The organism is Dryocola clanedunensis (assembly GCF_038405435.1).
Taxonomy (GTDB): Bacteria; Pseudomonadota; Gammaproteobacteria; order Enterobacterales; family Enterobacteriaceae; genus Dryocola; species Dryocola clanedunensis_A.
Genome location: NZ_JBBYHZ010000207.1, coordinates 1 through 531, shown reverse-complemented (window position 1 = coordinate 531; position 531 = coordinate 1). Strand labels below are relative to the sequence as shown.

The 531-nt window shown below is 68.2% G+C and carries 1 protein-coding gene; it reads left to right on the top strand.

Annotated features, from left to right (window positions below):
* On the top strand, nucleotides 1-531 hold a 531-nt coding region (locus tag AAE045_RS24255), incomplete at both ends, for an NAD(P)-dependent oxidoreductase (protein WP_455549845.1).

Sequence of the window (531 nt, the reverse complement as noted above, 5' to 3'; positions counted from 1 at the left end):
CTGGGCAATGCCCGGGCGGCGATCAGCCTGGACGACCTGCTGGCACGTGCGGACATCGTTACCGTGCATGTGCCCGAGACCCCGGCCACCCAGTGGATGATCGGCGCCGATGAACTGGCCCGGATGCGCCCTGGCGCGCACCTGATCAATGCCGCGCGCGGCACCGTGGTCGACATCGACGCGCTGGATGCGGCGCTGCGTTCAGGCCACCTCGGCGGCGCGGCGGTGGACGTGTTCCCGGTCGAGCCCAAGGGCAACGGCGATGCCTTCGTCTCGCCGCTGACCGCGCACGACAACGTGATCCTGACCCCCCACGTGGGCGGCAGCACGCTGGAAGCGCAGGACAACATCGGCGTGGAAGTGGCGGCCAAACTGGTGCGCTACAGCGACAACGGCAGCACCCTGTCGGCGGTCAACTTCCCGGAAGTGACCCTGCCCGAGCATGCCGAGAGCCTGCGTCTGCTGCACATCCACCAGAACGGGCCGGGCGTGCTTTCCAAGGTCAACGAGATCTTCTCGCGCCACAACGTC